The following is a 25,739-nucleotide window of genomic DNA, read 5'->3' on the forward strand; positions in this document are numbered from 1 at the left end:
GCCCTGCTCCTCGCCACCGCCTGCACCAGCCAGCGCGGGCAGGACGACAAGGACGCCGCCGCCGACGGCGCGTGCCGGGGCCAGCAGACCACCGGCATCACCGACAAGAGCATCAAGCTGGGCGGCATCTACCCCCTGTCGGGACCGGCCTCCGCGTACGGCACGATCAGCAAGGGCGTGAGCGCCTACTTCAAGCACGTCAACGACGAGGGCGGCATCGACGGCCGNNCGCGACGACGGCTACCAGCCGCCCAAGGCGGTCGAGGAGGCCCGCAGACTCGTCGAGCAGGAGAAGGTCTTCGCCGTCTTCCAGACCCTGGGCACCCCGTCCACGGCCGCCGTGTGGGACTACCTCGACAAGCGGAAGGTGCCGCAGCCTTTCGTCGCCACCGGCGCCTCCGTCTGGGGTACGGACCACAAGCACCCGTGGACCACCGGCTGGCAGCCCAACTACGTCGCCGAGGCACGCGTGTACGCCAAATACCTCAAGGAGAAGAAGCCGAAGGCCGAGGTCGCCGTCCTCTACCAGAACGACGACTTCGGCAAGGACCTGCTGGGCGGGTTCAAGAAGGCCGTCGCCGGCAGCGGCATCAAGGTGGTCGCCGAGGAGAGCTACGAGGTCACCGACCCCTCCGTCTCGGCGCAGATGACGAGCCTCGCCCGGTCCGAGGCGGATGTGCTGCTCGACGTCACCACGCCGAAGTTCGGCAGCCAGGCCCTCGCCGCCGATGCCAAGAACACCCGGTGGAACCCGCTGCACATCGTGAACAACGTGTCCTCGTCCGCCACCGTGCTGAAGCCCGTCGGGTTCAAGAATGTCCAGGGCGTGGTCTCGGCGACCTACTTCAAGGACCCCGCCGACCCGCGGTGGGCGGACGACGCGGAGATGAAGACGTACCGGGAAGCGCTGCGCAAGTACGCCCCCGGCTCCGACCCGGCCAACCAGTTCAATGCCTACGGCTGGGCCGCCGCCTCCAGCCTGCACAAGGCCCTGGACGCGATGAGGTGCCCGACCAGGGAGGGGCTGCGGGACGCGGTGCGCAACCTCGCGGACGTCAAGGTGGACATGCTGCTCCCCGGTGTCACCCTCTCCACCGGACCCGATGACGCCTTCCCGATCGAGACGATGCAGCTGATGCGGTTCAAGGGCGAGCGGTGGAGGCTGTTCGGCAAGCCGGTGGACACCCGCAAGGAGTTCGGCCCGCTGGCGAAGTGAGCGGGCTTCCATAGGCTTACAAGGTCAGCAGGAAACATCGGCGACCGAGCACACGGTGGTGTCCAGCGGTGGAGAAGCCGACGGAGCTCAGCGAAAGCCACGACGATCCGTTCGCCCTGCACCTCGCCGCCCTGGTGGTGCTCGACGACCGGGGCGTAGTGGTCGGCTGGAACCGGCGGGCTCAGGAGCTGCTCGGCCATCCGGACACAGCCGTGATCGGTCGTCACGCGTGCGAGGTCCTCGTCGATCCTCGTGATCTGCCGGCCGTCACCGAGGCCGCGGCGAAGTGCAGGAGAGCCGGCGGCTGGTTCGGCGTACTCACACTGCGCCACCGCGACGGGCAGCTCGTGGAGCTGGGGCTCAGGGCCCACGAGCTGTCACGCGGTGACCGGGGCCGTGAGTGGTTTCTTGCGGGGGCACCCGCGGATGACGTCCTCGAATGGCAAAGGGACCGCGCGGTTCTCGACGGTCTGTACCGCCAGTGCCCGATCGGCTTGGTCGTCCACGGCCCCGACCAGAGGATTCTCCGGGTCAACCGGGCCATCGAACGGTTCAGCGGCGTCCCGGCAGCGGACTTCCGGGGAATGTCCACCGGCCGGATGCTCCTCTCCGACGACGCGCGCAAGGCCGTGGACCGTGTGCGCCAGGTGATGCAGACCGGCAGACCCCTGGTCTACTCCGAGCAGTTCGTTCGCCTGGAGCAGGATCCGGCACGAGAGCGGGTCGCGTTGGTCTCGTCCTTCCGGATGGAGGATCCCTCCGGCCGCGTCCTGGGCGTGGCCGAGATGATCGAGGACATCACCGACCGCCATCGGGCCCAGCGTCGGCTCGCGCTCCTCGACCAGGTGGGCAGCCGTATCGGAACCACGCTCGACGTGGCCGAGACCGCCCGGGAACTGGCCGAAGTGATGGTGCCTCACCTCGCCGACCATGCGTCGGTGGACCTGCTTCAGGCGGTGACGCGCGGTGAGGAACCGACGCGCGCCGGGGCAGGGCCCGTGGTCCGGCTGGGGACCTGCAGCGTCGGTGCCCAGCAACCCGGTCCGCCCCACCCCGAGGGCAAGCCCGTGGAGTTCGGGCCCGACACACCGCAGGCCGGATGCCTGACCGAGGGCCGGCCCGTCCTGGAGCCGGTTCTCCCGCCCGGCTGGGTCTCGGCGGCAGGCCGTCAGGGGGCCCAGGCTCCGGACCTGAGCGCCCACTCCCTGATCGTGGTACCTCTGGCCGCGCGTGGCCTGGTGCTCGGCGTGATGACCCTGTGGCGCTCGCGCCGCCCCGACGCCTTCGAGGCGGACGATCTCACCCTCGCTCAGGAACTCGCCTCGCGCGCCGCCGTCGCCATCGACAACGCCCGGCGCTTCACCCAGCAGCAGCAGACCGCGTTCACCCTGCAGAGCAGCCTTCTGCCCCGTTCCGTTCCGGACCAGCCGGCCGTCGAGGTGGCCCTGCGGTACCTGCCGGCCAGCGCGGGCCCGGGTCTGGGCGGCGACTGGTTCGACGTCATTCCCCTGTCCGGGGCCCGGGTCGCCCTCGTCGTCGGCGACGTCGTGGGACGCGGCATCCATGCCGCCGCCACCATGGGCCGGCTGCGCACCGCCGTCCACACGCTCGCCAGCCTCGACCTGGAACCGGACGAGGTCCTCTCCCGCCTCGACGACCTGGTCGACCTGCTGGCGGCCGAACAGGAAGCAGTCGGCGAACGGCCCGTGGGCGAGCAGGTCGTCGGCGCCACGTGCCTGTACGCCGTGTACGACCCGGTCTCCGGACGCTGCTCCGTGGCCCGCGCCGGTCATCCGCCGCCGGTGGTGACCGCTCCGGACGGCCAGGTGGCCCTGCTCGACCTGCCCGCCGGCCCACCGCTCGGCCTGGGCGGCCTGCCCTTCGAGGCCCGGGACATCGAACTGGCCGAGGGAAGCCTGCTGTGCCTGTACACCAACGGAATCATCGGTGAGCGCCACCTCGATGCCGACATCGGCCTGACGAAGCTGTGTGCGGCGCTCGCCCGCCCCGCGGGCGCGCTGGAGCGCACCTGCCAAGCGGTGGTCGACGCACTGGTGCCCTCACGGCCCAGGGACGACGTCGTCCTGCTGATCGCCCGCACCCGCATGCTGCCACCGGACCATGTCGCCTCCTGGCGTCTGCCGCCGGAGCCTGCCAGCGCCGGCCAGGCCAGGGCTTTGATCTCGGCCAAGCTGACCGAGTGGGGGCTGGAGCACTTGGCGTTCACCACCGAGTTGGTCGCCAGCGAACTGGTCACCAACGTCTATCGCTACGCCGGCGGCCCCGCGACCCTACGGCTGATCCGTGAGCAGTGTCTGGTGTGCGAGGTCAGCGACACCAGCCACACCTCACCACACCTGCGCCACGCCCGTACGACCGACGAGGGCGGGCGCGGCCTGTTCCTGGTGGCCCAGATGACCGAACGCTGGGGTACCCGCTACACCCGCGACGGCAAGACCGTGTGGACCGAACAACCGCTGACCGGCACGCCCGTCTGACCGTCTCGGGCCGCGGCCGGCGCGGGAGGCCGCCCGGAGCCGGCCCGCCCGCGCCGCCGTGGTCATTCGGCCGCGGCGAGCAGCCGTGCCTCGCTCTCCTCGTACAGGCGCCGCTGCACATGGCTGTCGGCGGCCCGGCGACGGTGGTCCAGACGGCTGCCCAGCCAGCCCGCGAGGTAGCCGAACGGGATGGAGACCAGCCCGGTGGACTGCATGGGGAACAGGTCGAAGTCGGCATGCGGGAAGACGGCGGACGGCGTGCCCGAAACGGCCCTGGAGAAGACCATGAGCAGCAACGCGCAGGCGGCGCCGCCGTAGAGGGTGGCGAGCAGGCCGGTGCGCGTGAACCCTCGCCAGAACAGGGAGTAGGTGAGCGCGGGTGCCACCGCCGAAGCCCCGATGCAGATGGCCAGCGTGGTCAGCACGCCGACGTCCCAGTTCTGCACCACGGTGGCGAGCCCGATGGCGACGATCCCCACGGCCACGCTCGTCCACGCCGCCACCGTCATCTCGGTACGCGGCTCGGCCTGTCCCCGCCGCACCGCATGGGCGAACAGGTCGTGGGCGAGTGACGAAGCCGCGGCCAGGGTCATCCCCGCGACGGACGACAGCAGGGTGATGAACACCATGCCTGCCACGGCCGAGTACAGGATCGTCGCGCCCGCCGAGCCGGGCGCCCCGCCGAGCACCTGGGGCAGCATGAGCACCGAAGTCCTGCCGTGCGGGTCGGCCGCGGTGATGTACCGCGATCCCACCAGGGCCGCCGCGCCCGTACCCATGACGATCACGAGCAGGCAGAACGTGGTGACCGTGCCGACCGCCCAAGACATGGAGCGACGCACGGCCGGTACGTCCTGTGCGGAGTACAGGCGCATCGTGATGTGCGGCAGGCAGGCCACGCCGAGGATGACGGTGATCTGGAGACTGACGAAGTCAAGCCGGCCACCGGTGGAAGTGCCGAGCTGCAGACCCTGCTGAAGGTAGGCGGGGCCCGCGCCGCTGCCGTGCTGGGCGGCCCTGAGGATGTCGCCGGGGCTCCAGTCGAAGCGTTTGAGCACGAGAGCGGCGACGACGATGCTGGTGCCGAGCAGGAGCACGATCTTGATCATCTGAATGAGCGCGGTGCCCCGCATCCCTCCGATCGCCGCATAGATGATCATCAGTGTGCCGACGATGACGATGGACGCAGTCCTGGCGCCCGCCGCGTGCGGGATGTCAAGGATGAAGGTGAGCAGCGACCCGGCCCCGGAGAGCTGGACGACCAGGAAAGGAAGGGTGGCCGAGAGTGTCACCAGGCAGGCCGCGATACGCACGGCCCGTCCGGGCATGTTGCGGGCCAGGACGTCGCCCATGGTGAACCTGCCCGCGTTGCGCAGGGGTTCGGCCAGCAGGAACATCAGCAGCACCAGGGACAGGGCGGTGCTGACGGCGAGGACGTAGCCGTCGTACCCGGTGAGCGCGATGATTCCGGTGGTGCTCAGCACCGTGGCGGCGGAGATGTAGTCGCCCGCGATCGCCAGGCCGTTCTTGAGCGGGGTGAGCGACAGGTAGCCGGTGTAGAAGTTCGCCAGGTCGTCGCGGTCCGGTCCCGCCATGACGCACATCAGGAGCGTGACGGTGACCAGCGTGGTGAACAGGACCAGGACGAGGGCCTGTGTCCCGGAGTCGAAATCGTTCATCTCGCCGTCCCCGCGTGCCGGCCGGCGGGGACCGCCCGCTCCTCCCTGACGGCGCGGGCCAACGGATCCACAGAGCGTCGTGCGCTGCGCCCGTACCAGAAGACCGCCGCGAAGGTGACGACGAGTTGGAGGACGCCCAAGGCCATGCCCAGGCTCAGCTCTCCGGTGACCTTCGATCCCATCAGGGCGGGCGCGTAGCAGGACAACACGACATACACCACGAAGGACCCGAGCGCGGTGAGCGTGGAGGTCCTCCGGAGCAGGCGGTAGGCCGAGCGGAGGGCGGCGAGGTCGGCGTCTTCGCGATGGGTCTCGTACGCGTAGGGGGAGTAGGGGGCGTCCCAAGGGGCTTGCCACCCGTACGCGTCGTATCGCGGTGCGTCGTGCCCGTACGACTCCGGCCATCCCGTAGGTGCTGAGGTCGGGTACCGGTTCTCGTCTGCGTATGTCATCGCCTGGCCTTCCACTGCGGCACGGATCCGTGCGGTGAACGGGAAAGGATGCTTCAGGCGGCGCACCATACCGACTGGTTGGAATGCCTGTAAGTCTGCCGTAGGTCACATTTCGGCCATGAGCCGACCACACCAGCAGACTGTCTTACCCCTGCTCGTCGACGGCCATCTCGCCCAGGAGCGACCAGTCGTCCTGCGGAACGTTCGCGTTCACGATGCGGGGTGTCTCGGCCAGATGGGGCGGCAAGGTCTGCTGCGCGGTCCTGAAGTGCGCCGACTGCACGTGAGCGGCGCCTGCTTCGTCATCGCGGAAGGCCTCGACCAGGACGTACTCCGTGGGGTCCGTCAGGCTTCGCGACCAGTCGAACCAGAGGCAGCCGGGCTCTCGGCGCGTGGCTTCGGTGAAGTCGGCGGTGATGTCCGGCCACCGGTCGGCATGCTCGGGACGGACCCGGAACTTGGCGGTGATGAAGATCATCAGCCTTCCTGTCTCCTGGTGAGGCGTGGTGACAAGACCGTACGACGTCAGCCGCGCATGGGCAGCTCACCCGCGGTCAGCGGGTGGGATCGAGGAGGATCTTGCGCACGCCGTCGGAGCGGTCCGCGAACAGTTCGTACGCCGCCGGGCCTTCCGAGAGGGCGAAGCGGTGGGAGACGACCACCTCCGGCTTGATCCGGCCGGCACGGGTCAGGGCGATCAGGGGAGGGAGTTCGTAGTGCACCGAGCACAGTCCGATGGCGAACTCCAGTTCCTTGACCTGCGCCAGCCCCATGTGGAAAGGGAACGCCTTGCTCTGGCTGACCCCGATGACGCTGACCCGGCCGGCCTGCCGGACGGCCTTGAGGGCGAGTTCGATGGTGGCGTCCGAGCCCACGGCCTCCACCACGGCGTCCGGCCCGCGTCCGCCGGTCATCTCCCGAACGGCCGTCCGCGCGTCCTCGCCCTCGACCGGCTCGACACCCAGGGTGGCGGCGAAAGCCCGGCGTTCCGCGACCAGGTCCGCGCCCAGCACCCGCGCGGCGCCCATCGCGAAGGCGCCCTGGGCGGCCATGAGACCGACCGGACCGAGCCCGACGACCAGGACCGTCTCACCGGGCCGGATGCGGGCACGGCGGCAGCCGTACCAGGCCGTGGGGGCGTTGTCCGTCAGGACGACTGCGGCCTCGTCGGAGATGTCCTCGGGCAGGTGCACCAGATTGACGTCGGCGTACGGCACCGCGAGGGCCTGGGCCTGGCTGCCCTGAAGCTGCGGGCTCACCCCGTAGCAGAGTTCCGTGCTGGACTTGGCGCGTTCGCACCGGGCGGTGAATCCGGCCGCGCACGACCGGCACTCGGCACAGCCGACCGAGGCCGGCACCAGAACCCGGTCGCCGGGCTTGAACCGGGTGACCTGGTCGCCGGTGTCGGCCACCACACCGACGCACTCGTGTCCCGGTGTGTAGCCCAGCTCCGGGCTGAACGGGTTGCCGTGGTAGATGTGCAGGTCGCTGCCGCAGATGCCGGCCGTGGTCACCTGGACGACCGCATCGGTGGGGTTGGTGACGGCGGGCTCGGGGACGTCCCCGTAGCGGATGTCGTGACGTCCGTGGTAGCTCAGTGCTTTCACCGGATTCCTCCCTCCCTGCGCCCGGTCAGTCCGCGATCTTCAGCACGAGCTTGCCGTGGTTCTCGCCACGGAAGAGCCGCATCAGGGTGTCGGGGAACGCCGCCACGCCGCCGGACACCACGTCCTCCAGGGACGTCAGCCGGCCCTCTGCGCGCCATGCGGCCAGTTGAGCGATGCCTTCGGCGTACCGGTCGGCGTAGTCGAACACCACCATGCCCGTCATGGAGGCGCGGTTCACCAGCAGCGACAGGTAGTTGCCGGGGCCTTGCGGTGCCGTGCTGTTGTACTGGGAGATCGCGCCGCACACGACGATGCGGGCACCGCGCGCCAGCCGCAGCAGCACGGCGTCCAGAACCTCACCGCCGACGTTGTCGAAGTACACGTCGACGCCGTCGGGGGCGTGCTCGCGCAGCGCCTTGCGGATGTCCTCCTTCTGGTAGTCGATCGCGGCGTCGAAGCCGAACTCGTCGACCACCAGCCGGCACTTGGACTCGCCGCCGGCGATGCCGATGACCCGGCAGCCCAGGATCTTGGCGATCTGCCCGACGACACTGCCGACCGCCCCCGCCGCTCCGGAGACGACGACGGTCTGACCGGGCTCGGGACGCCCGATGTCGATCAGGCCGAAGTAGGCCGTCAGGCCCGACATGCCGAGAGTGCCGAGATAGGTCGGCAAGGGGGCGGCCTCCGGGTCGACCTTGGTCACGTCGCGGCCGTCCGACACGCAGAACTCCTGCACGCCGAACGAGCCCGACACGTGGTCGCCGACCGCGAACCCGGAATGCCGGGAGGCGATCACCCTTCCCACCGCTCCGGCGCGCATCACCTCACCGATCTCCACCGGCCGGATGTAGGACCGGCCCGCGTTCATCCAGCCGCGCATCGCCGGGTCGATCGACAGGCAGAGCACCTGCACCAGGAATTCCCCGTCGCCCGGCTCCCCTGCCGGCTCCTCGACGTGCTCCCAGTCGGTGGGCCGCGGCTCGCCCACGGGACGTGCGGCCAGACGCACCTGGTGGTTGATTCTGCTCATCTCCGGCGGCTCCTTCGACGGTCGCGGGTCGCGTACCGGCCCCGTGCGCCTGACATACCGGCCGGTCGGTACGAGCGGTGAGCGTACGGTGCCGTCCCGTCGGAGGCAAGAGGGGCCCGGTGTGGTGTGACCGGTGACGCTGCGGTGCGAGAAGGGGCCGGCCCGGAGCGCGGGCTCCGGAACCGGCCGTGGGGGAGGGCGCGTCAGCCGGCGGCGGGCACGGGGTCGCGGTCCGTTCCCGCCGCCGCCTTCGGGTCGGCATCCGCGGGCCGCTCGCCGGGGAGGGGGCCGGCCTGCGGCTCGGTGGTGTGTTCGTCCTCGGGGATAGAGGCGTACGGGACATCGCCGCGGAGGACCGCCTTGGCGCGGTCCTCGTCGAGCTGTCCCTCCCACTTGGCCACCGCCAGGGTGGCGACACCGTTCCCGATCACGCTGGTCAGGGCGCGGGCCTCGGACATGAAGCGGTCGATGCCGAAGATGAGGGCCAGGGCGGCGACGGGGACGTGCGGAACGGCGCTGAGGGTGGCTGCCAGGGCGATGAAGCCGGAGCCGGTGACGCCGGCGGCGCCCTTGGAGGTGAGCAGCATGACGGCGAGCATCGTCAGTTGCTGGGTGAGGCTGAGGTCGATGCCGAGGGCTTGGGCGAGGAAGACCGAGCCCATGGTCAGGTAGATCGCGGTGCCGTCGAGGTTGAAGGAGTACCCGGCGGGCAGCGTGATGCCGACGACCGGCTTGGAGGCGCCCGCGTGCTGGAGTTTGGCCATCATGCGCGGCAGCACCGGCTCGCTGGACGAGGTGCCCAGGACGATCAGCAGTTCCTCCTTGATGTAGCGGAGGAAGGGCAGCAGGCGCAGGCCGTTGATGCGCATGACCGTACCGAGGACGACCAGGACGAAGAACAGGGCGGTGAGCCAGAAGGAGCCGACCAGCAGGGAGAGATGGCGCAGGGTGTCCAGACCGTAGCTGCCGATCGTGAAGGCCATGGAGCCGAAGGCGCCGATCGGGGCCAGCCGCATGACCCAGCGGATGAGCGTGAACAGGACCTTGGACAGCTTCTCGACGCCCTGGGTGATGCCCGCACCCGCCTCGCCGGCGGCGTTCAGCCCGAAGCCGAACAGGACCGAGATCAGCAGCACCGGCAGGATCTCGTGGCCGGTCAGCGCGCTGGGCAGCGTGTCCGGAATGATGGACAGGACGAACGCGGAGACGCTCTCGTGGCTCTGGGTCGCTTCCGGCGGCAGGCCCTCGGTGGAGAGGGTGGAGGGGTCGACGTGCAGTCCGCTGCCGGGCCTGACGATGTTGACGACGACCAGGCCGATCACCATGGCGACGGTCGTCAGGACCTCGAAGTAGATCAGCGCCTTGAGGCTGACCCGGCCCACGGCACGCGCGTTGCCCATGGAGGCGATGCCGTGGACGACGGTACAGAAGATGACCGGCGCGATCATCATGCGCACCAGGGCGATGAACCCGTCGCCCAGGGGTTTCAGATCGGCTCCGAACGACGGCCACAGCCAGCCGACCGCAGCCCCGGCGAGAACGCCGATCAGGCACTGGACGTAGAGCAGGGACAGTGCGCGGCGGATGCGGCCGGGCGGCGCGGCGACGGGACCCGGGGCGGCGTCGTTGCGGCTCATGCGGGGCGTCCTTCCAGGACGGGAACGAGGAGTTCGGCTCGGGCGATGCGGCGGGCGGCGCGGTGCAGCAGCACCGTGGGGGAAGCGCCGTCCGCCGCGGGGACGGCTCGGGCGGTGATGACACCGGCCGGGGTGCCCAGGCGGAGCGTGCCGTCGGCGGTCTGCCGGGCCACGCGGTGGGCGAGGGTGCCGGGGGTGGCGGCCGCGGTGGCCAGGGCGACGGCCGAGGTGAGGCCGATCGCCGGGTGGGGGGCGTGCATGGAGACCATGCGTACGGCCAGGTCGTAGTCGTCCTCTCCGACCGGGGTGCCGTCGGAGGTGCGGTAGGGGGCGGGGCGGGCGACCACGCCGACCTTCGGCACGGCGTGGCTGACGGGATCGTGCTCCTGGACCAGGCCCATGGCGAGGGCCGCCTGACGGCGCAGCACGGTGAGTGCGGGCAACGCCGCGGCGAACTCCGCCAGGGACTCGGTGCCCTGCAGACCGAACGCCTTGGCCTCGAACAGCGCGGCCGGGGCTCCGGCGTCGACCAGAGACGCCTCGACCCGTCCGGTGGGTCCGCTCAGGGTGTCCAGGGCGCGGCCGGTCGGCAGGGTACGGCCCGTCGTCGAACCCGCCGGGTCCTCGAAGCCGAGCAGGACCGGCACGCCGAGTGCGGCGGTGCCGGGCACCGCGGCCGTGCCCTCGTCGGGAGCCGTACGCCCCGGGGTGGGGATGGTGCCGGTGAGCCGGGCCCCGGTGTTGACGTTGCGCATCCGCACCGTGGTGGCCTCCGACGTGACCGGCACCAGGCCGTTGTGGACGGCGTAGAGGGCGACGGCCGTGGCGCAGTTGCCGCAGTTGCTGGCCCACTCCACGCGCTCGTCACCGATGCCGACCTGCGCGAAGGCGTACTCGACGTCGACGCCCGGCTCGGCCGACGTCCGGACGATCGCGGCCTTGGAGGTGGTGGAGGAGGCACCGCCGACGCCGTCGATCTGGCGGGGGTCGGCGGCGTTGTAGGCGGCGAGCAGCAGGGTGTCGGCGTCCACGCCGGTCGCGGCCACCTGGTGGTGGTCGAAGATCCAGCACTTGCTCGTACCGCCGCGGATCATCTCGCCCTGCAGACGCAACACAACAGACTCCTCATGGCAACCCCGACGGCACTTCCGTGCGGGGTGCGATCCACACTGGGCTCGAAGAGCGTGAAGTACAATCTCGGAAATCTGCACAGCTATTAAGCTGTAGTTAAGGCTGGAGGTGCTGTGGTGCTGGACGTCCGGCGCATCCTGCTCTTCACGGAAGTCGCCCGCCGGGGCTCGGTCACCGCGACCGCGCGGGCCCTCAACTACACGCCGTCAGCCGTGTCCCAGCAGGTCAGCCGCCTGGAAGCGGAGGCCGGGCAGCCGCTGCTGGAACGCCATGCGCGGGGCGTCACACTCACCGACGCGGGCCGCGCCCTGGCCGAACGCGGCGAGCGGATCGAGCGGGAACTGACGGCCGCGGAGAACGAACTCGCCGACTTCGCGGGACTGCGCGCGGGCACTCTCCGGGTCGGAACCTTTCCCACCGTCGGCGCCTCCCTCCTCCCGCGGGCCGTGATCGCCTTCCGGGAAGCGCACCCCGAGGTGCGGCTGACCGTGCGCAGCGCCCGCATCGCGGGCCTGTGGGCGATGCTGGAGAACCGCGAGATCGAGATGTCCCTGATGTGGGACTACGACTGGAACCGCATCGACCGCGAGGACATCGTCGTCGCCCCACTCGCCGACGACCCGCCGGCCCTCCTCGTCAGCAAGGACCACCCCCTCGCCGGCCGCTCTTCGGCCGCCCTGGCCGATTTCGCGGACGACCCCTGGATCACCCGTGCCGACCACCACCCGGTGGCCGAGGCCCTCGCCCGCAGCTGTCACGCGGCCGGTTTTGAACCGCAGATCGCCTACGAGGCACATGACTACCAGGAGGCCCAGGCCATGGTCGCCGCGGGCATCGGCGTCGCCCTCGCGCCCACCCTCGCCCTCGAAGGCACCCGAGCCGGCGTCAGCGTCCTGCCTCTCCAGCCCCCCGCCCCCGTACGCCGTATCCTCCTGGTCCGCATGAGCGACCACGTCCTGACGCCCGCCGCCCAGGCCTTCGCGGGGTTCCTGCGCGACGCCGCCTCGGCCGGCACGGCGTCATGAGCGCCACCCGGGACCCCGGAGGCGGGCCCCACCGCGCAGGGCGGCTACGGGGTGCGGCTGCGGATGCCGCTCAGCGCGGACCGGCCGCCCACCAGGAGCTGAGTGGCCGCCAGTTGCGCGTACAGCCGGTCCTGGGCCACCAGTTCCTCATGGGTGCCCACCGACCGGACCCCACCTGGCCTGCGCGCTGGCGGTGTTCGGCATGTACGTCGTGCACATCGGCCCCCAGCTGCCGGCCACGGACGGCGTCGCCAGCTGGATCCGCTACCTGGCGGACGGTCACCCGTCGGTCCTGTTCGCCACCCTCGCCGGGTTCTCACTGATGCTGATCGCCGGCCGCCGGGCATCCGATGAGGTCGGCCAGGGCGGCCCGGCCGCCCCGGTCAGCGGTGCTGAAGGCTGCTCGACCGGCCGGGCATCAAACGCTGAGTGCGGTGCGCAAGGTGGTTGCCATGATGTCGATGGCCGCCTTCCCCGCCGGTACCGGACCGGTGTGGGTGAAGTAGTGATCGACTCCGTCGAAGACTCGGTGGATGACCGGAACGCCGGCGGCTTCCAGAGCCTTGGCGTAGGCGTCGCCCTCGTCGCGCAGGCGGTCGTTCTCCGCGGTGATGACCAGGGCGGGAGGGAGCCCGGCGAGATCATCGGCCAGTGCGGGCGAGACGAGGGGATCGGCACGGTGGGCGGGGTCGGGGACGTAGGCGGCCGTGAAGACCCGCATGAGCTGCGGGCTGAGCAGCGGCTTGGCGATGAGGGACTGCTTGGTGGCAGGGTCGGCGAGCTGATCGAGCGGAGCGGAGTCGATGATCTGAAGCCGTGGCGAGAAGGTGCCGCGGTCCCGGGCCATACGGCAGACCGCGGCCGTCAGATTTGCCCCGGCGCTGTGTCCGCCCACGGCAATGCGCGAGCCGTCCCAGCCGCCCCCGGGGCCGTTCTCGGCGGCCCACGCGGTGACGTCGTACGCCTGGGTGACGGGCACCGGAAACCGTCGCTGCGGGGCGACGGCATAGTCCACGTTGATCACGACACAGCCGGCCATGGCGGCTATGTAACGGCAGATGTGGTCGTCCTGCTCCGGGCGGGCGACCACGAAACCGCCGCCGTGGAAGTTGACGTACACGGGGGCCGGAGTTCCGGTGTCGGCCGGCGGTCGGTAGACCGTGCAGGGCACCGGGCCGGCGCCGGTCTCCACGATGACGGCTTCGGTCCGCTTCGGGATGTCCGCGAAGCGCAGGTCCTTGTGGACCCGCGACATCATCCGACCGAGCAGCAGTTGGATCCCTCTGGCCTGGATCCTGGGACTCAGTGGCATACTTCGGCCCACCCTTCGCTACAACTTTAAAATAACAGGATTCCTGATAATGGACGCTCTCTCTTCGTCGCGCAACAGGCAGACACCAGGGGAGCTGCGGGACGGCAGATAATGTGCGGGTATGGCGATGACGGGGGAGCGGCGGGTCCTTTACCGGCAGGGCACTGGGTTCTGGCGGATGACGGCCAAGTGGGTTCTGGTCTTCGGGGCCCTGTACCTGTTGGACGGCGGAGTGCTCCGGACGTGGGGCGACGCTCTGTTCTGGCCGGTGATCGGAATCCTGCTGTGGGTGCCGTTCGGGATCGGCCTCGTCTGGTATCCGAGGAAGGACCAGCGCGTCGAGCTGACGACGCGTGAACTGCGTGTACGGCGCAAGCGGCTGCCGATGGAAGAGGTGAACCTGCTGCACGTGGCGCGGTTGTGGCTGGAGGGGCGGTCGACGGCGGACGATCAGCCGGTGCTGGAATGGAAACGGTTCGACCGGGTGGTGTGGGTGCCGCTGCTGGACGGCCGGGCGTTCGGCGTGGAGTTTCGCGACCCGGCCGCGTTCGCCAAGGTTTTCGGCGCCTTCGCGGTAGCGGCGTGCGGCGGGCCGGAAATCGTCCGCGCGAGGGCCGCGGCGGCAACCTACCCGGAGCCGCGCCCGATGCGGGCCCGCTCCGCGGACGACGGCTCCTGGCCGGACATCCTGGACATCTTCGACTGAGGGCCGCACATGCACGGTACGGGGCAGCGGTCCGCAGGGCCGCGAAGAACTGCGCAGGGCCGGAGGTGTGGCGCCTGGCCGCCGAGCCCCGAGCCGTCACCCGCCTGTGACATCGCACTGATCGCGTGACGCCGGGGTCGATGTTGTAGTGCCCGTCCACGGATACCCGCAGGGTGATCTGGGTCTCCGCGAGGTGAGGAACTCGCGGACTTCGGCACAGTTGTCCACACCCCGGCCGCACGCCGCCCGCTCGGGCTCAGGGATGTACTGCCAGTGCATGGTTCATCAGTAACTGGTTGCCCGCCCGGGACACCTGTTACCTGGATGCCGTCGCCCTCAGTCGCCCGGCCGTCGGACGTGGCCGGTTACCCGTACGCAAGGACCACCCCCATGCCCCCGGCAACGACCTGCGAGCCACACGAGCGGAGCGCCTCTACGCAGCAGCGCATCGCAGCACACCGCGACCAACTCAACTCCGGTGCGCTGTCCCTGCAACTCGACGACGAGGTCATGGAACGCCTCGACCGCACCTGGCCGGGACCAGGGGAAGCATCGCAGGCGTATGCGGGGTGAAGCCGGCCCCGGGCCGATCGACACCCCGGGCCGCCGTGCCGACGCAGCGCCGAGCACTGCCGGGCGGCGATCCGCCGATGGCGTGGATCGCGGGGACCCCGGCCCCGACCACCTCGCCGCCAACCGCGCCGACATCCGGGACTTCCTCGTCGGCCGACGAGCCAGGATCACCCCGGAGCAGGTCGGACTGCCCAGCAGCGGTCCACGCCGGGTGCCCGGGCTGCGGCGCGAGGAAGTCGCGCAGCTGTCTTCCATCAGCACCGACTACTACACCCGGGTCGAGCAGGGGCGCATGCGGGCGTCCGTCTCCGTCCTGGAAGCGGTGGCCCGGGCCCTGCACCTGGACGAGGACGAGCGCAGGTACCTGTTCGACCTGGCCCGGGCAGCCGGTCCCGCCCGGAGCGCACCTCGGCGCCGCAGGGATGTCGAGGTGCCGCCCTCCGTCCAGTGGATGCTCGACTCCATGACGAAGTCGTCGGCCTTCGTACGTAACGGCCTCATGGATGTCATCGCCCACAACGCGCTGTTCCGTGCTCTGCACGCGCCGATGTTCGACAGCGACACCGTCGACCGGCGCGGCCGGCCGAACATCGCCCGCTACCTCTTCCTCGATCCGGGCTCAGCCGATCTGTTCGTCGACTGGGAGGCCGCCGCCGTGACCACTGTCGCGCTGATACGCGCCGAGGCCGGTCGCGAACCCCGCGACCGGGCCCTGCGTGAGCTCATCGGCGAACTGTCCACGCTCAGCACCCGGTTCCGCACCCACTGGGCCGCACACCCCGTCCGCATCCGCCACCACGGCACCAAGCGGCTGCAGCACCCCTACGCCGGACGACTGGAGCTGGCGTACCGATCCATGGATCTGCCGCTGTCGGACCGCGCCGTGTACGACCTGACTGTCTATACCGCCGAGCCCGGCACCTCTTCCGAAGACCGGCTCGAGCTCCTCGCCAGTCGGTGTCCGTCGCGGCGGCCTCCCGGGGCGGGTGCGACCTCGGATGGCTTACGGTGAGCTGGGCGAAGTGGACGGGGCATGCGGCTATGCGCCGCCGGCCAGTGGACAAGGCGGGGAAGCGTGACGTCACAGCGCGGCAAGCAGCCGGCGGTAGCCGCCCGGGGCCGTACGGCGGCCGGTCGGGCTCCGGGACCGCGTGCGGTGGAGATCCGGAACGCCGCCCTCGTCCTGTTCGCCGAGCGAGGGTACGCCGCCACCACGATGGCCGACATCGGCGAAGCGGTGGGGATGCGCGGGCCGAGCCTGTACAAGCACGTGGGGTCCAAGCAGGAACTGCTCACCCAGATCATGACGGGCACGATGGACGACCTGCTGCGGAACCACCGCGCTGCCGTCGCGGGCTGTGAGGACGTGGTGGAGCGGCTGCGCCGGGCCGCCGAGGCCCATGTCCGCTACCACGCCCGGCACCGCCTCGAAGCGTTCGTGGGGACCCGGGAGATCCGCAGCCTGGAGGAGCCCCACCGTGCGGAGGTCCTTCAGCGGCGTGCCGCATACGAGCAGGCATTCCGGACGTTGCTGAGCGAAGGTGTGCAGGCCGGGCGTTTCAGTATCACCACGGTGAAGCTGACCTCCTACGCGATCCTGGATCTCGGGATGGGCGTGCCTGTCTGGTACCGCGAGGACGCGGACCTGACGGAAGATCAGGTCGTCTACCAGTACGGCGACTTCGCCCTGCGGCTGGCCGGCGCGCGCTGACTCGACGGGAAGAGTCCGTCTCGGCGGGGTGCCCTAGATGTAAATCGAATCGAGTTCAAAGTCATCACTCCGTTCTCGGTCTTGCCTCAAGAAAATCGCCGCATCGGGCTAGCTGTACTGAGTTCAGTTCTGTAGCGTCCCCGGCGTCGGCAGGTACGGGACCGTGCCGGGAAGGAGAGTCGGAGCATGAGTGCTACTCAGCGTTCCGCCACATCAGGGGCGGAGTCGGCGGCGTATGAACCTCGTACGGTGCGCCGCGCGATGCTCGCCGGCAGCCTCGGCACCCTGATCGAGTACTACGACTTCAGCGTCTACGGCTATCTCGCCGTGGTGATCGCGCCGCAGTTCTTCCCGAGCGAGGAGCCGGCGGCCGCACTTCTGGCGACGCTCGCGGTGTTCGCCACCGGACTGGTGGTGCGGCCGGTCGGCGGCGTCTTCTTCGGATGGCTCGGCGACCGATGGGGGCGCCGCAAGGCGCTGGTCTCCTCGGTGCTGTGCATGGGAGTGGCCAGCAGCGCCACCGGACTGCTGCCGACCTACAGCCAGATCGGCTTCAGCGCCGCGGTGCTGCTCCTTCTGTGCCGCTTGATGCAGGGCATCTCCACGGGAGGCGAGTCGGTCGGCGCCTACACCTACATCTACGAGTCGGCGCCGCCCCGGCGCAGGGCCTTCCTCGGTGCCGTCACGCCCATCGGGTCCAACCTCGGGTTCATGTTCGCGGCCGCCACGGCCGGGGTGATCTCCGCCCTCGCGACGAAGGACCAGATGGCCGACTGGGGCTGGCGGCTGCCGTTCCTCATGGCCGTGCCGCTGACCCTGTTCTGCCTGTGGGCCCGGCTGCGGATCGAGGACACCCCCGAATTCGAGGAGGCCGCACGGCGTGCCGACATCCCCACCGCCCCGATCCGGGAGGTCCTGTCCACCCACCGCGCGGCACTGCTGCAGTCCATCGGCCTGTCCATGGCGCAGGGCGGTGCCATTTTCCTCGGCCTGACGTACATCGGCATCCACCTCACCAGCGACCTGGGATACGACTCCACGCAGGTGCTCTGGCTGAGCGCGGGTGTCGTGCTCGTCACCGTGCTGCTCATGGTGCCGGCCGGCCTGCTCGCCGCCCGGTTCGGCTCTCGTCGCATCCTGCTGTGCGGGTTGCTGGGATTCCTGGTGACCGCCTATCCCGCGATGATGCTGATGGACCGGCACAACCTGGCCCTGGCCGGCGTCGCCTACCTGCTGTTCATGGTGAGCAGCGCGTTCGTGCAGGTCCCGGCGGCCAGTCTGTGGCCGCACCTGTTCGAACGCCGGGTCCGGTTCACCGGCATGGCGATCGGCTACAACGTCGGCACCGTCCTCGCGGGCGGTACCGCTCCGTACATCGCCACCTTCCTGGTCCAGCGGACCGGGAACCAGCTCTCCCCGGCGTTCTTCGTCATGACGGTCTGCGTGATCGGGATCGGGGCCCTGCTCACCGTCCGCAAGGATGTCGGCGCGAAGATGGGCTGAGACGTCCGTCGCGGTGACCGCCGGTGCCAGGAGCCCGGCGGTCACCGCCCCGTGCTAACCCGCTGCCTTGCCGCGGGCGTGACCGACGTGGCCGATGGTCTGGCCGCCGTCCACCAGGAACTCGCCGCCCGTGGTGTACGAGGCGTCGTCGCCGGCGAGGAAGAGCACCATGCGCGTGACCTCCTCGGGCTCCCCGATACGCGGCACCGGCTGATCGGCGAAGAGCGCGGGTGCGGCGCTGTCGCCCATGGGCGTGCGGATGACGCCCGGGTGTACGGAGTTGACACGCACCCCGGTGCCCGCCATGTCCAGCGCGGCGGCCTTGGTCATTCCCCGGATCCCCCACTTGCTCGTCACGTAGCCGATGCCGTCGGCGAAGCCCATGAGGCCGGCCGCCGAGGAGATGTTGACCACCGCCCCGCGCCCGCGGCCTCGCATACCGGGCAGGACGGTGTGCATGCCGAGGAAGGTGCCGACCACGTTCACGTCGAGGATCCGGCGGAAATGCTCGGGCGACTGCTCTTCCACGCCGCCGAAGTGAACGATCCCCGCGTTGTTGACCAGGACGTCCACGGGACCGAGGGTGTCCTCGACGGTGCGGACGACGGTCTGCCACTGCTCTTCGTCGGTGACGTCGAGGTGGTGGTACCGCGCCCCGGGAAGACTCTCGGCCAGGGTCTTTCCCTCGTCGTCCAGCAGGTCGCAGACGGCGACCCGGGCGCCTTCCGCGGCCAGCCCGCGCGCGTGCGAGGCGCCCATGCCCCGGGCCCCGCCGGTGACGATCGCGACTCTTCCGTCGAAGCGCATCCTGAACTTCCCTTCCGCGTATACGTAGATGACCGAACCCGGCCGGTCGGGTCCGCACCCGGTCAGTCGGGGACGAGTACGGCCCGTCCGCGCACCCGGCCCCGGCGGAGCCGGTCGATCGCCTCCGGCGCGGCGGACAGCGGGAAGCGCTCCGTCTCGACGTGGAGCGCGCCCGAGCGAGCCAGTGCGACGACCTCGGCGAGTTCGGGGCGCGTCCCCCAGAAGGGCAGGGACAGCCTGAAGCCTGGCGGGAGAACACCCGGCTTGGAGACCGTCAGACGGCCGCCTCCACTGCCGACGACGGCGAGTTCGCCGCCCGGCCGCAGGACACCGGCCCCGAGTTCCAGCGTCTGTGCGGTGCCGACGAAGTCGAGCACGGCGTCCACTCCCGCGCCACCGGTCCGCGCCCTCAGAACCTGGGCGGTGTCCGCCCGCACCAGGGTGCCGAAGTCCGCGCCGGAGCGGTCCGCGAGAGCCAGGGCCTCCTCCCGTACGTCGACCGCCAGCACACGGCTCCCGGTGGTCGCGCGCAGGATCTGCACGGCCAGGTGGCCCAGCCCTCCGACGCCGATGACGGCGGTGGTCGTGCCCTCCCCGAGTGCGTGCCGGAGACCGGCTACGGCGTGGTAGGACGTCAGGCCCGCGTCCGAGAGCGGAGCCGCCTGATCTGCGGACAGGTCGTCGATCGGCACCAGATGGCGGGCGGACGGGACGAGTACGTACTCGGCCATGCCGCCGTCCCGGCCCAGTCCCGCCCCGTGCCAGGCGAGGGTGTCGCGCCGGTCGCAGTAGTTGTCCCGGCCCGTCGCGCACCGGTCGCAGACGCCGCAGCCCCACGGTCCGTAGACCACCACGCGGTCACCGGCCCGCACACCGCCGGCGTCGGGCCCAAGGGCGGCGATCCGCCCGGCGACCTCGTGGCCGAGCGTGAACGGGAGCCGGTACGGGAGGGCCCCCGGGACCGCTCCCATGACGTGCAGGTCGGAGTGGCACAGGCCGGTGGCTTCGACGCGCAGCAGTACCTCGCCGCCGCGGGGGACGGGCCGCTCGACCTCGGCCGGGGCCGGGGGTTCGCCCCATGCCGTCAGTCGCAGTGCCCTCATCTTCACCGTCCCGGGTCTTGTCAGTCCAGCAGCCGCCCGCCACCGTAACAGAGGTGAAGTCAGTTCAATACGGTAAGTGCGGCGAGAGGGAGATCGTCTTGACCGGGACAGACGTGCGGACGGACAGGTTCGCGGGCAAGGTCGCGATGGTGACGGGCGCCGGCTCCGGGATGGGTGCGGCGGTCGCCCGGAAGCTCGCGGCGGAAGGGGCGCGGGCCGTCGTCCTGGCGGACCTGAACGGCGACGGGGCCGAGGCCGTCGCGCAGGAGCTGCCCGCCGCTCGGGCGGTCGCGCTCGACGTGGCGGACGCGGCTCGGGTCGACGGCGTGGTCCAGGACGTACTGCGGCGGCACGGGCGGCTCGACATCCTGGTGCACGCGGCCGGCGTCGACGACCCCGAGGCCAAGGCGCGTATCGCGGACGCCCTGGTCGAGGGGCGGCCGGTCGAGGTGACGGGGTCGCTCGACGACGCCGCCTGGCGGCGCGTCATGCGGGCGAACCTGGACGGCACGTTCCATGTGCTACGGGCTGCGGTGCGGGCCATGCGCCCCGTCGAGGCCGGGGCGATCGTGGTGATCGGCTCGTCCTCGGCCATCGACACACCCGTAGGCTATCCCCACTACGCCGCCTCCAAAGCCGCTGTGCACGCGCTGAGCCAGGCCGTGGCCAAAGAGGTCGTCGCGTCCGGGATCCGGGTGAACGTGGTGGCCCCGGGCCCGACGGAAACGGGAATGGCCGCGCGCACGCCGGAGGTGCTGCGCGCGGGTTTCGCCGACCCGAGGGTGCGCCCGTACGCGACCGCCGAGGAGATCGCCGACATCGCGCTGTTCCTGGCGAGCGATGCCGCGGCGAACCTGGTCGGCGCGGTGCTGCTCGCCAACGGCGGCCGGTTCACCGTCTGAACGGCATCAACCCGTGCACAGGTCTTGCCCGGCCGGATGCCCTGCGCCTACGGTCAATGAATTGAGTTCAGTTTTGTGAGGAGCTCCCATGCGCCGTCGTCACCCCGAGATCGACCCCCAGTCGCTGTCCGAAACCGACGAACAGCGGCAACTGCGCGCCGTCCTGCGGGACTTCTACACCGGGACAAGTGGTCCCGAGGACGTCCGCAAGCATCTGGCCACCCCGCGTGGACACGACGAGCAGCTCTGGGCGCGGCTCGCGGGGGAGATCGGCGTCCACGGGCTGGCCGTACCCGAGGAGTACGGCGGGGCGGGCTTCACGTTCGCCGAGCTGGCCATAGCCCTGGAGGAAGCCGGGCGCGCCCTGTACTGCGCGCCGCTGCTGCCCACGGTGGTCCTCGCCGCTCACGCCCTGCTGTACAGCGGCGATCGCACGGCGTGCGAGCGCTATCTGCCGCGGATCGCCGACGGCACGCTGACCGCGACCGTGGCCGGGTTCGACGCCGCTTCGCCCGCCGGGCCCGACGAGCCCGGCGGGCCCGGCGGGCTCGGCGTCACGGCCGAGCAGAGTGGTTCGCGCTGGGTGCTACGCGGTCAGGCGGACTTCGTACTCGACGGGGCCGGCGCGGACCTGATCCTCGTAAGGGCGCACACTCCTGCCGGGCCGAGACTGTTCGCCTGTGAGCCCACGCCGGACACCAGCCGGCGGACCGCGCGCCGGGTCCTGGACGAGACGCGGCGCCAGGCGCTGGTGGAGTTCCGGGGGACACCGGCCACCACGGTGGGCACGGCGGAGGGCACCGAAGACACCGTCGCGGCGACCCTCGACACCGGGCGGGCCGCGCTGGCGGCCGAACAGGTCGGCGGCAGCGGACACGCGCTGGACGTCACGGTGGAATTCGCCGCACAGCGTCACCAGTTCGGGCGGCCCATCGGTTCCTTCCAGGCCGTCAAGCACCGGCTGGCCGACGTGCTGGTCGCGCTGGAGGCGGCACGCTCCGCGTCCTCCTACGCGACCGCCTGCGTCGCCGTCGCCTCGCCGCAGCTGCCGGTGGCCGCCAGTGCCGCCGCCGTGGTCTGCTCCGAGACCTTCCGTCTGGCGACGGCCGAGTACGTCCAACTGCACGGCGGCATCGGCTTCACCTGGGAGCATCCGGCCCACCTGTACGTGCGCCGCGCGCGCAGCGCCGAGGTCCTCTTCGGCACGTCGGACCGGAACCGGGTCCGGCTCGCCGAACTCATCGGTCTCGCCACGGCCTCCGCCGCCTGACTCGACAGGTGCACGGACAACTCGGCAGGTGCACGGACAAGGAGAGAGCCGCAGCCGTATGACACCGACGCCACACCCCCCGCTCGCCCTCGCCGCACCGTTCACCCTCGGCGGTCTGACCCTCCGCAACCGCCTCGTCGCCACCGCCCACGCCACCGCCGCCGTCAGCGACGGCGCTCCCACCGGGGCTGACGCGGCCTACTGGCGGCGGCTGGCCCAGGGCGGCGCCGGCATGGTGATCACCGGAGGCACCGCCGTGGCCCCCGAGTCGACGCTGCCGCAGCGCTATCTGACCGAGGCGTGGCGCCCTGAGATCAAGGACGCCGTACGCCGCCGCGCCAAGGTCATCACGGATGAGGGCGCCGTGGCCGTCGCACAACTCGTCCACCTCGGCCGGGAGACCCTGGGCGCCGGCACCTACTACGCGCCGGTCTCCGCCGCGGCCGTCCGCTCGCCCCGCGAGGCGACGGCGCCGCATCCGCTGAGCGCCGAAGAAGTACGCGGCGTCGTCGACGCGTTCCGGATCTCCGCGGCGAACAGCGTGCAGGCCGGTTTCCACGGCGTGGAACTGCACGCCGGCCACGGCTACCTGCTCGCCCAGTTCCTCTCCCGGGCCACCAACACCCGCGACGATGCGTACGGCGACCGCATCACCCTGCTCGCCCAGGTGATCGACGCCATCCGCACCGAGATCGGTGAACTCCCCATCGGCGTACGGGTGTCGGTGGAGCCCGGCGAGGACTCCGGACTCGGCCTGGACGACCTGACCGAGCTGCTGCCACTGCTGTACGCCGCCTCGCCCTTCGCGTACGTCAACGTCACCACCGGCGTCCGCAACACCTACGTCCCCGGTATGGCCACCACCCGCCCGCCCCTGCTGGAGTCCGTGACCCGGCTCCGTTCGGTGCTCGCACTACCGCTCCTGGTCAGCCAGGGCTTCCGGTCGGTGGCCGATATCGAGCGGGCGCTGGACTCGGGGGCCGATCTGGTCGGGATGGCCCGGCCGTTCATGGCCGACCCCGACTTCGCCCGCAAGGTGATCGCGGGCGACGAGCGATCCGTACGCCCCTGCACCGGCTGCAACGAGGGCTGCCGGACCTTCGAGCCCACCGGGTCGTGCTCGGTGAACCCCGAGCTCGCTCCGCCGGGAGCCGCGACCCGCCCGGCCGTTCCGCTGCTGCTGACCCGGCCGGGCGGCCGCAGAGGTCCTGTCGCCGTCCTGGGCGCTGGCCCCGCCGGCATGGAGTGCGCGCTGGCGCTTGCCCGCTCCGGCACCGAGGTGACCGTCTTCGACACGGCACAGCACGTCGGTGGTCAGGCACGCCTCGCCTCCCTCGCCCCGCACCGTCCCGGGTGGCAGAAGTTCGTCGACTACCAGCGCGAGCGACTCGCCGACTTCGGCGTCCGAGTGCTGCTGGGCAGCTCGCCGGGGCCGGACGACCTGGAGGCGTACGCCGAGATCGTGCTCGCCGCCGGCGCGGAGGAAGAGCCCGTCGCCGTGCCCGGTGAGCTGTGCACACTCACGAGCTCTGATTTCCTGCGCGGCTCCACGGACGTCGTACCGGACGCGCCCGTCGTCGCCGTCCTCGACGACGGCTTCGGCTGGTGGCAGGGCATCAGTGCCGTGGAGAGCGCGCTGGCGGCCGGCGCGAGGGAGGTCATCCTCATCACCCCCGGCGCCGGTTTCGCGGCTGGCCTGTCGCCGGAGAACCGCACGCAGCTGATGAACCGGCTCACCGGTGCGCCCCTGCGCGTCGTCGCGCTGAGCACCGTGACGTCGACGACCGCCGAGGGCGTGCGCCTGCGCCATGTCCTGGACGGTCGGGAGACGTCCCTCGCCGCCGATGTCCTGGTCACCGTCGGCGAGCGCCGCCCTCGCCGCCCCGACATCTCTCCGGCCGCCCACCAGACCGTCCGCGCGGTCGGCGACTGCGTCGTACCGCGCCGCATCGCGCATGCCGTCGCGGAGGGGCGCGCGGCCGCTGAGGCCTTGGCCGCGCGGGCCGCGAGGCCGCTGTGACGGACCGGGGACGGTCGGCGCTCCACTCCTCCGCAGTGTTTCCGCGTTTCCGCGTTCCGCAGAGAGGCAGTCCCCGCATGGCACACCACTACGACCGCATTCTCATCGGAGGGCGGCTCACCGCTCCCTCCACCGATCGTGTCGCGCAGGTCGTCTCACCCAGCACCGAGGAGGTCATCGGCGACGTCCCCCTGGCCTCCACGGCGGACGTCGACGCCGCCGTGGCCGCGGCCCGTCAGGCGTTCGACGCCGGCCCCTGGCCGAGGTGGAGCGTCGAGCAGCGCGCTGCGGCCCTGCGCGACCTCGCCGACCGCCTCGACACGCGTGCGGCCGAACTGGCCCGACTGGCCATGGCGGAGACCGGCTGCCCGCGCGGCTTCGCCGAGGGGTACTTCGCCGTCGCCCCCTCCCACTACCTCCGCTTCTACGCCACGTTGGCCGAGGGGCATGTCTTCGAGGAGGAGCGGGTCGACGGGCCGGCCCGCACCCTCGTCGTTCGCGAGCCCGTCGGCGTCGTCGTGGCCATCCCCGCCTGGAACGGGCCGCTCCCGCTGACCCTCCAGAAGATCGCTCCCGCCCTCATGGCCGGCTGCACGGTCATCGTCAAGGCGCCGGTGCAGGATCCGCTCGCCTGCCATGTGTTCGCCGAGGTCGTCGCCGCATCGGCCGTTCCCGAGGGCGTCATCGGCCTGTTCGCCGCCGATGCCGCGGAGAGCGAGTACGTGGTCGCCCACCCGGGTGTGGACAAGGTCAGCTTCACCGGAAGCACCGCTGTCGGCGCCCGTATCGCCGAGGCCTGCGGCCGTGACATCCGCCGTGTGACCTTGGAACTGGGCGGGAAATCGGCGGCGATCGTGCTGGAGGACGCCGACATCGACACCGTCGTCCCTGGGCTCGTCGGCTGCGGCGCCGCCTTCATGCAGGGCGAGATCTGCACCGCCCAGACCCGCATCCTGCTGCCGCGCTCCCGCTACACCGAGTTCACCGAGGCTCTGGCCCGTCACATGAGCGCCCTGCCCGTCGGCGACCCGGCCGACCCCACGACCGTGATCGGACCGATGATCACCGAGGCGCACCGGGCGCGCGTCGAGGAGTACATCGCCCTCGGCAGGAAGGAAGGCGCCACCGTGGCCTGCGGCGGAGGCCGCCCCGCAGGCCTGAGCACCGGCTGGTACCTCGAACCCACCCTCTTCACCGACGTCACCAACGACATGCGCATCGCGCAGGAGGAGATCTTCGGCCCCGTCGTCGTCGCCATCCCGCACGACGGCCCCGACCACGCCGTCGAACTCGCCAACGACTCGCCGTACGGACTCTCCGGAACGGTCTGGACGCAGGACGAGGAAACCGCCCTGAGGATCGCCCGCCGCGTGCGCACCGGAACCTTCAGCATCAACACCTACACGCTCGACATCAACGCCCCCTTCGGCGGCAGCAAGAAGTCGGGCATCGGCCGGGAGAACGGCCCCGAAGGCCTCGACGACTTCCTCGAACCGAAGTCGATCGCCTTGTCGGGCGCGCCCCTGGGCTGAGGAACGGCTTCCCCCTCGAAGA

At 71.0% G+C, this 25,739-nt stretch carries 21 protein-coding genes and 2 pseudogenes; 13 read left to right on the forward strand and 10 right to left on the reverse strand.

The features are described 5' to 3' along the window. Nucleotides 1-286: 286 nt before the first annotated feature. A pseudogene (locus CCL05_RS12230) lies at nt 287-1,216 on the forward strand (ABC transporter substrate-binding protein); the annotation flags it as partial. Between the two features lie 68 nt (nt 1,217-1,284). Further along, nucleotides 1,285-3,714, forward strand: coding sequence for a SpoIIE family protein phosphatase (locus CCL05_RS12235; protein ID WP_086560531.1), 2,430 nt, complete (start codon nt 1,285-1,287; stop codon nt 3,712-3,714). A gap of 62 nt (nt 3,715-3,776) precedes the next feature. On the opposite strand, the gene CCL05_RS12240 is transcribed toward CCL05_RS12235, so the two are convergent. The 7 genes from CCL05_RS12240 to CCL05_RS12270 form a co-directional block, all read right to left on the reverse strand. Continuing rightward, nucleotides 3,777-5,393: a sodium/solute symporter gene (locus CCL05_RS12240; RefSeq protein WP_086560532.1), complete on the reverse strand. Its 1,617-nt coding sequence runs from the start codon at nt 5,391-5,393 to the stop codon at nt 3,777-3,779. Continuing rightward, nucleotides 5,390-5,845, reverse strand: coding sequence for a DUF485 domain-containing protein (locus CCL05_RS12245; RefSeq protein WP_086560533.1), 456 nt, complete (start codon nt 5,843-5,845; stop codon nt 5,390-5,392). The genes CCL05_RS12240 and CCL05_RS12245 overlap by 4 nt, the downstream gene beginning before the upstream one ends. Nucleotides 5,846-5,990: 145 nt before the next feature. Next, on the reverse strand, nt 5,991-6,323 hold the full coding sequence (locus CCL05_RS12250; protein WP_086560534.1) for a putative quinol monooxygenase: 333 nt from the start codon (nt 6,321-6,323) through the stop codon (nt 5,991-5,993). Nucleotides 6,324-6,399: 76 nt separating this feature from the next. Further along, nucleotides 6,400-7,452: an alcohol dehydrogenase catalytic domain-containing protein gene (locus tag CCL05_RS12255; RefSeq protein ID WP_086560535.1), complete on the reverse strand. Its 1,053-nt coding sequence runs from the start codon at nt 7,450-7,452 to the stop codon at nt 6,400-6,402. A gap of 25 nt (nt 7,453-7,477) precedes the next feature. Further along, entirely contained in the window at nt 7,478-8,485 is a 1,008-nt protein-coding gene (locus CCL05_RS12260; RefSeq protein WP_208641462.1) for an NADP-dependent oxidoreductase, read from the reverse strand. A gap of 203 nt (nt 8,486-8,688) precedes the next feature. Continuing rightward, nucleotides 8,689-10,122, reverse strand: coding sequence for a C4-dicarboxylate transporter DctA (gene dctA, locus CCL05_RS12265; protein ID WP_086560536.1), 1,434 nt, complete (start codon nt 10,120-10,122; stop codon nt 8,689-8,691). Beyond that, nucleotides 10,119-11,237, reverse strand: coding sequence for a PrpF domain-containing protein (locus CCL05_RS12270; protein ID WP_086560537.1), 1,119 nt, complete (start codon nt 11,235-11,237; stop codon nt 10,119-10,121). Before CCL05_RS12270 ends, dctA begins: the two co-directional genes overlap by 4 nt. A gap of 132 nt (nt 11,238-11,369) precedes the next feature. Between CCL05_RS12270 and CCL05_RS12275 the strand changes: the two genes are divergently transcribed. Beyond that, entirely contained in the window at nt 11,370-12,278 is a 909-nt protein-coding gene (locus CCL05_RS12275; RefSeq protein ID WP_086560573.1) for a LysR family transcriptional regulator, read from the forward strand. Nucleotides 12,279-12,444: 166 nt separating this feature from the next. Then, nucleotides 12,445-12,621: pseudogene (locus tag CCL05_RS47460) on the forward strand (DUF418 domain-containing protein); the annotation flags it as partial. A gap of 75 nt (nt 12,622-12,696) precedes the next feature. Here the strand turns inward: CCL05_RS47460 and CCL05_RS12280 are convergent. Beyond that, on the reverse strand, nt 12,697-13,590 hold the full coding sequence (locus tag CCL05_RS12280; RefSeq protein ID WP_086560538.1) for an alpha/beta hydrolase: 894 nt from the start codon (nt 13,588-13,590) through the stop codon (nt 12,697-12,699). Between the two features lie 121 nt (nt 13,591-13,711). Between CCL05_RS12280 and CCL05_RS12285 the strand changes: the two genes are divergently transcribed. The 5 genes from CCL05_RS12285 to CCL05_RS12300 all read left to right on the forward strand — a co-directional run bounded on the left by CCL05_RS12285 (nt 13,712) and on the right by CCL05_RS12300 (nt 18,083). Continuing rightward, nucleotides 13,712-14,296, forward strand: a complete 585-nt coding sequence (locus CCL05_RS12285) for a hypothetical protein (RefSeq protein ID WP_086560539.1) — start codon at nt 13,712-13,714, stop codon at nt 14,294-14,296. 390 nt (nt 14,297-14,686) lie between these two features. Further along, a complete protein-coding gene (locus CCL05_RS44480) occupies nt 14,687-14,869 on the forward strand; it encodes a hypothetical protein (RefSeq protein WP_143589874.1) in 183 nt (60 codons plus the stop codon). Nucleotides 14,870-14,951: 82 nt separating this feature from the next. Further along, entirely contained in the window at nt 14,952-15,881 is a 930-nt protein-coding gene (locus CCL05_RS12290) for a helix-turn-helix domain-containing protein (RefSeq protein ID WP_244204254.1), read from the forward strand. Between the two features lie 63 nt (nt 15,882-15,944). Beyond that, nucleotides 15,945-16,580 (forward strand): TetR/AcrR family transcriptional regulator, encoded by a 636-nt coding sequence (locus CCL05_RS12295; RefSeq protein WP_086560541.1) that lies wholly within the window; start codon nt 15,945-15,947, stop codon nt 16,578-16,580. A 186-nt stretch (nt 16,581-16,766) separates the two neighbouring features. Then, nucleotides 16,767-18,083, forward strand: a complete 1,317-nt coding sequence (locus tag CCL05_RS12300) for an MFS transporter (RefSeq protein WP_086560542.1) — start codon at nt 16,767-16,769, stop codon at nt 18,081-18,083. A 54-nt stretch (nt 18,084-18,137) separates the two neighbouring features. On the opposite strand, the gene CCL05_RS12305 is transcribed toward CCL05_RS12300, so the two are convergent. Next, entirely contained in the window at nt 18,138-18,890 is a 753-nt protein-coding gene (locus CCL05_RS12305) for an SDR family oxidoreductase (protein WP_086560543.1), read from the reverse strand. Between the two features lie 62 nt (nt 18,891-18,952). After that, on the reverse strand, nt 18,953-19,993 hold the full coding sequence (locus CCL05_RS12310; protein ID WP_086560544.1) for an NAD(P)-dependent alcohol dehydrogenase: 1,041 nt from the start codon (nt 19,991-19,993) through the stop codon (nt 18,953-18,955). A gap of 98 nt (nt 19,994-20,091) precedes the next feature. Here CCL05_RS12310 and CCL05_RS12315 point away from each other — a divergent pair, with 98 nt between their 5' ends. The 4 genes from CCL05_RS12315 (at nt 20,092) to CCL05_RS12330 (ending at nt 25,717) form a co-directional block, all read left to right on the forward strand. Next, on the forward strand, nt 20,092-20,895 hold the full coding sequence (locus CCL05_RS12315) for an SDR family NAD(P)-dependent oxidoreductase (RefSeq protein WP_208641464.1): 804 nt from the start codon (nt 20,092-20,094) through the stop codon (nt 20,893-20,895). 88 nt (nt 20,896-20,983) lie between these two features. Next, nucleotides 20,984-22,165: an acyl-CoA dehydrogenase family protein gene (locus CCL05_RS12320; RefSeq protein WP_086560545.1), complete on the forward strand. Its 1,182-nt coding sequence runs from the start codon at nt 20,984-20,986 to the stop codon at nt 22,163-22,165. A 58-nt stretch (nt 22,166-22,223) separates the two neighbouring features. Continuing rightward, a complete protein-coding gene (locus CCL05_RS12325; RefSeq protein ID WP_086560546.1) occupies nt 22,224-24,185 on the forward strand; it encodes an oxidoreductase in 1,962 nt (653 codons plus the stop codon). A 77-nt stretch (nt 24,186-24,262) separates the two neighbouring features. Continuing rightward, a complete protein-coding gene (locus tag CCL05_RS12330) occupies nt 24,263-25,717 on the forward strand; it encodes an aldehyde dehydrogenase (protein WP_086560547.1) in 1,455 nt (484 codons plus the stop codon). The last annotated feature ends 22 nt before the right edge of the window (nt 25,718-25,739 follow it).

It is taken from the genome of Streptomyces africanus, from assembly GCF_002150735.1.
GTDB classification, from domain to species: Bacteria; Actinomycetota; Actinomycetes; order Streptomycetales; family Streptomycetaceae; genus Streptomyces; species Streptomyces africanus.

Excerpts from the sequence above, each read along its gene's own strand:
- CCL05_RS12240 (WP_086560532.1), bottom strand. The coding sequence starts at position 5,393 with ATGAACGATTTCGACTCCGGGACACAGGCCCTCGTCCTGGTCCTGTTC.
- CCL05_RS12245 (WP_086560533.1), bottom strand. The coding sequence starts at position 5,845 with ATGACATACGCAGACGAGAACCGGTACCCGACCTCAGCACCTACGGGA.
- CCL05_RS12250 (WP_086560534.1), bottom strand. The coding sequence starts at position 6,323 with ATGATCTTCATCACCGCCAAGTTCCGGGTCCGTCCCGAGCATGCCGAC.
- CCL05_RS12260 (WP_208641462.1), bottom strand. The coding sequence starts at position 8,485 with ATGAGCAGAATCAACCACCAGGTGCGTCTGGCCGCACGTCCCGTGGGC.
- dctA (WP_086560536.1), bottom strand. The coding sequence starts at position 10,122 with ATGAGCCGCAACGACGCCGCCCCGGGTCCCGTCGCCGCGCCGCCCGGC.
- CCL05_RS12280 (WP_086560538.1), bottom strand. The coding sequence starts at position 13,590 with ATGCCACTGAGTCCCAGGATCCAGGCCAGAGGGATCCAACTGCTGCTC.
- CCL05_RS12285 (WP_086560539.1), top strand. The coding sequence starts at position 13,712 with ATGGCGATGACGGGGGAGCGGCGGGTCCTTTACCGGCAGGGCACTGGG.
- CCL05_RS44480 (WP_143589874.1), top strand. The coding sequence starts at position 14,687 with ATGCCCCCGGCAACGACCTGCGAGCCACACGAGCGGAGCGCCTCTACG.
- CCL05_RS12300 (WP_086560542.1), top strand. The coding sequence starts at position 16,767 with ATGAGTGCTACTCAGCGTTCCGCCACATCAGGGGCGGAGTCGGCGGCG.
- CCL05_RS12305 (WP_086560543.1), bottom strand. The coding sequence starts at position 18,890 with ATGCGCTTCGACGGAAGAGTCGCGATCGTCACCGGCGGGGCCCGGGGC.
- CCL05_RS12310 (WP_086560544.1), bottom strand. The coding sequence starts at position 19,993 with ATGAGGGCACTGCGACTGACGGCATGGGGCGAACCCCCGGCCCCGGCC.
- CCL05_RS12320 (WP_086560545.1), top strand. The coding sequence starts at position 20,984 with ATGCGCCGTCGTCACCCCGAGATCGACCCCCAGTCGCTGTCCGAAACC.
- CCL05_RS12325 (WP_086560546.1), top strand. The coding sequence starts at position 22,224 with ATGACACCGACGCCACACCCCCCGCTCGCCCTCGCCGCACCGTTCACC.
- CCL05_RS12330 (WP_086560547.1), top strand. The coding sequence starts at position 24,263 with ATGGCACACCACTACGACCGCATTCTCATCGGAGGGCGGCTCACCGCT.